At 41.6% G+C, this 3,812-nt stretch carries 3 protein-coding genes and 1 pseudogene; 3 read left to right on the top strand and 1 reads right to left on the bottom strand.

The window, feature by feature from the left end; translation table 11 throughout:
* Positions 1–245: 245 nt before the first annotated feature.
* Entirely contained in the window at positions 246–635 is a 390-nt protein-coding gene (locus tag QUB08_RS31420) for a GxxExxY protein (protein ID WP_333230158.1), read from the bottom strand.
* A gap of 200 nt (positions 636–835) precedes the next feature.
* Between QUB08_RS31420 and QUB08_RS31415 the strand changes: the two genes are divergently transcribed.
* The 3 genes and pseudogenes from QUB08_RS31415 to QUB08_RS31405 form a co-directional block, all read left to right on the top strand.
* The gene (locus QUB08_RS31415; RefSeq protein WP_333230156.1) at positions 836–2,044 is read left to right on the top strand and encodes a 4-hydroxy-3-methylbut-2-enyl diphosphate reductase; all 1,209 of its coding nucleotides are present in this window, start codon (positions 836–838) and stop codon (positions 2,042–2,044) included.
* An 817-nt stretch (positions 2,045–2,861) separates the two neighbouring features.
* Entirely contained in the window at positions 2,862–3,203 is a 342-nt protein-coding gene (locus tag QUB08_RS31410; protein WP_333230153.1) for an IS630 transposase-related protein, read from the top strand.
* Positions 3,204–3,428: 225 nt separating this feature from the next.
* Positions 3,429–3,710 (top strand): annotated as a pseudogene (locus tag QUB08_RS31405) (transposase); the annotation flags it as partial.
* Positions 3,711–3,812 lie beyond the last annotated feature (102 nt).

Genomic DNA, 3,812 nt, shown 5'->3' with positions numbered 1-3,812 from the left:
GTCACAACCGCTCATGTCAGATTTTTTGTTTCCTACCCTTCTAGCATAACTGGGGTTATATTTAATTGCAAGCCCCTAAAGGCTCTGTTCCACCTGTTCGCCGAAGTGTCTCATTCTTCTTTCTTCCTTCTTCGTGTCCTTCGCGTCTTCGCGGTTCATTCGTTCTTCCCTCTTTTGGCGCTTTTTTGTGATTTATTTTAACGAACCGCGAAGACGCTAAGAGCGCGAAGGAAGAGGAAGAAGGGTTAAGATGAGAGAATTATGCGTTTGATGCCTTCTTTGAGGATCGGAACGTTGAAGTTGATCAGAAGGCCTAGGGTGTTTTTGGTCATTTTAAGATAGGAGATAACTTGGGCTTCATGGATGGGAGCTAGCTTTTCGACAGCTTTTAATTCGACAATGAGGATATCGCCAACCAGAAAGTCTAATTGACCTTCGCCAACTGGATAACCTTTGTAGGTGATTGCTACTGGCTTTTTAGGGTGACAAGCTATCCCTCGCATCCGAAATTCAACTTCTAAGGATTCCTGATACACTGATTCTAAAAATCCTGGCCCCAAAAGCCGATGCACCTCAATAGCTGCCCCAATCACTCTATAAGCCAACTGTTCTAGCTGTTCGCCCAATTGTCTCATTCTTCTTTCTTCTTCTTACCCTTCGGGAACGGCTTCGCCGAACGCGTCCTTCCCGTCTTCGCGGTTCATTCCTTCTTCCCTCTCATGTGTCGATCGTATAAATAGCATATCCCCTCTTCGCTACTGAGCCAATAAGCCCGATCGCACCCCAGGCATTCTAAAATCAAAGGTAATTAACCTAGATTTCAACTCGATACCGCATGGATACTAAAGCTTTTAAACGATCGCTGCAACAGTCGGAAAACTACCACCGCAAGGGTTTCGGACACGAAGCTGAGGTAGCGGGTGTGATGCAGACGGCTTATCAAAGCAGTCTGATCCAGCAAATTCGCGACAATAATTACAGACTGGAACGCGGCGCAGTCACGATCCGACTCGCTCAGGCTTTTGGCTTTTGCTGGGGGGTGGAACGCGCTGTAGCTATTGCTTACGAGACTCGCCAGCATTTCCCCACGGAACGGATTTGGATTACTAATGAGATTATTCATAATCCGTCTGTCAATCAGCATTTGCGGGATATGGAAGTTGGTTTTATTGCTGTTGAAAAAGGGCAGAAAGATTTTTCTGTTGTCGATAGTGGCGATGTGGTAATTTTACCTGCTTTTGGAGCCAGTGTCCAAGAAATGCAGTTGCTTAATGATAAGGGCTGTAAGATTGTTGATACTACTTGTCCGTGGGTTTCTAAGGTTTGGAATACTGTTGAAAAGCACAAAAAGAAGGATTATACTTCGATTATTCACGGTCAGTACAAGCATGAGGAAACTGTGGCAACGAGTTCTTTTGCTGATAAGTATTTGATTGTGTTGAATTGGCAAGAAGCTGAATATGTCAGCAATTATATCTTGCATGGGGGCGATCGCGATGAGTTTATTGCTAAGTTTAGTAAGGCTTGTTCTGCTGGCTTTGACCCGGACCGGGATTTAGAAATGGTGGGGATTGCCAACCAAACTACTATGCTCAAAACTGAGACAGAGAATATTGGCAAGTTGTTTGAAAAAACGATGATGCGGAAGTTCGGACCGGAGAATTTGAGCGAGCATTTTCTGAGTTTTAATACTATCTGCGATGCGACTCAGGAACGGCAAGATGCTATGTTGAGTTTGGTTGAGGAAAAGTTGGATTTGATGCTGGTGATTGGGGGTTTTAATTCTTCTAATACTACGCATTTGCAGGAAATTGCGATCGACAAAACTGTTCCTTCTTATCACATTGATTGTGCGGAGCGCATTTTACCGGGAAATCGGATCGAACACAAGCCTTTGGGGGGAGATTTGGTCGTAACTGAAGGTTGGCTACCGGATGGTAAAATTGTGGTGGGCGTGACTTCGGGTGCTTCTACGCCTGATAAGGTTGTTGAAGATGCGATCGATCGCATTTTCGCGATGAAAGCAGCGGCTGCGATTGTGTAATTATATTGTTTCGGCACTGCACTCGGAATCCTATTTTTCTCAGTGCAGGGCGAGTGTCTCTTTGCGAGTGCGATCGAGCGTCTCGATTGCAAAAAGATATAATTCTGATGTTAAACTAATTTCAACCCATTAATTCTCCCCAATTACCCGATCGCTCGCATTTCTGATTTCTGATAATATTCACCCGCGTCATCCCCTCTGTGAATTTCTCCCTGCCTCCAACAGATTATTTGTTTAATAAAATATTAAAAATTCGTATCGGCTCAATAAGTAGGGGTAGCAGAGGAAAAAAAGTAAGCAAGGTACATAAAGTGTTATAAAATAGGACACATGACGCCAAAGATTATTTCAAAAGACAAGTCATCCTCCGATTTACTGCAAACCATTGACCCAAAAGGGATTGCAGACGAATCAATGCGTCAGACAGTAGAGATATTACTGAACCACTAGCGAGCAATTACAATTAAAAGTCAAAGACTTGGAGTTAGAGAATCAACGGTTAAAAGATGAAAATAACCGATTGAAGGGAGAAGAAGGAAAACCAGACATCAAAGCCAAGTCCAAAGGGTTCAGAAGCGATCACTCATCAGAGAAAGAGCGAAAAACGCCAAAAAAGCATAGCAAAGGCAGTAAGAAGGCGACGATTAAAATAGATCGAGAAGAAATACTAGAATATCCTTGCATACCAACTGCCATCAGATGCAGAATTTAAAGGATACGAACAAGTAATCATCCAAGATATAGTCATTTCAAATAAATGTGAGACAAAGGTAAGATGATGGTAAAATAGAGAAAAATAGTTAACTCCGAAGAAAAAATGGCTTATAGTCTAGACCTAAGACAAAGAGTAGTGGAGCATGTGAAAAAAGGAGGGAGCATAACTCAAGCTGCCACCATATTTAAGGTAGGAAGGGCAACAATCTATAGATGGCTAGGTAGGAAAGACCTTCGACCCACTCAGGTCAACCACCGTCAGCGAAAGCTAGATTGGGAAGCACTAAAAAAAGATGTGGAAAGAAATCCGGAAGCAAGATTAGTAGAAAGAGCAAGGACTTTCTCTGTAAGGCCGAGTGCCATCTGCTATGCCTTAAAAAAAATGAATCTCACCAGAAAAAAAAAGAACTTCGTTATAAAGAAAGGAATAGAGAAGAAAGAATGAAATATTATAGAGAACTAAGAGAATTAATTAAAGTGCATGGCAGTCAAAACCTTGTATTCATTGATGAGTCAGGGTTTGAGTAATTTGCAGGTTGTCCTTATGCTTGGTCAAAAAAAGGAAAAAAAGTATAGGTCAAAAGGCAAGGTAAACGGGGGACAAGAGAAAATTTAGTAGCAGGAAGAAGAAAAGGAAAGAAGGACATGATGGCACCAATGCTATGAAACAGGATGCTTGAATGCGGAAGGATTTGAAGGATGGTTATCGTTATATTTATTACCAGATTTAACAAATCCATCCATATTAATTATGGATAATGCGCCAATTCATCGTAAGACAGTCATTAGATTATTGGTAGAAGAAGCAGGTCATCAAGTAATATTTTTACCAAAATACTCTCCTGACCTAAATGATATTGAGCATGATTTTGGTGCATTAAAGAGAGCTAGAATGTATGCGTCTCCAGGCACATCTCTGGATGAAATTATTCGTGATTATTGTGTAGCCTAGTGTCTCATACTTATTTGAAATGACTATATCAGCTTAGCAACCGACAACATATTATTTCGGAAACAGAAATATTACTCACCCTCAGTTCGGAAAACGTATGTA

It is taken from the genome of Microcoleus sp. BR0-C5, from assembly GCF_036705045.1.
GTDB lineage: Bacteria > Cyanobacteriota > Cyanobacteriia > Cyanobacteriales > Microcoleaceae > Microcoleus.
This window is presented reverse-complemented; position numbering and strand designations above follow the sequence as displayed.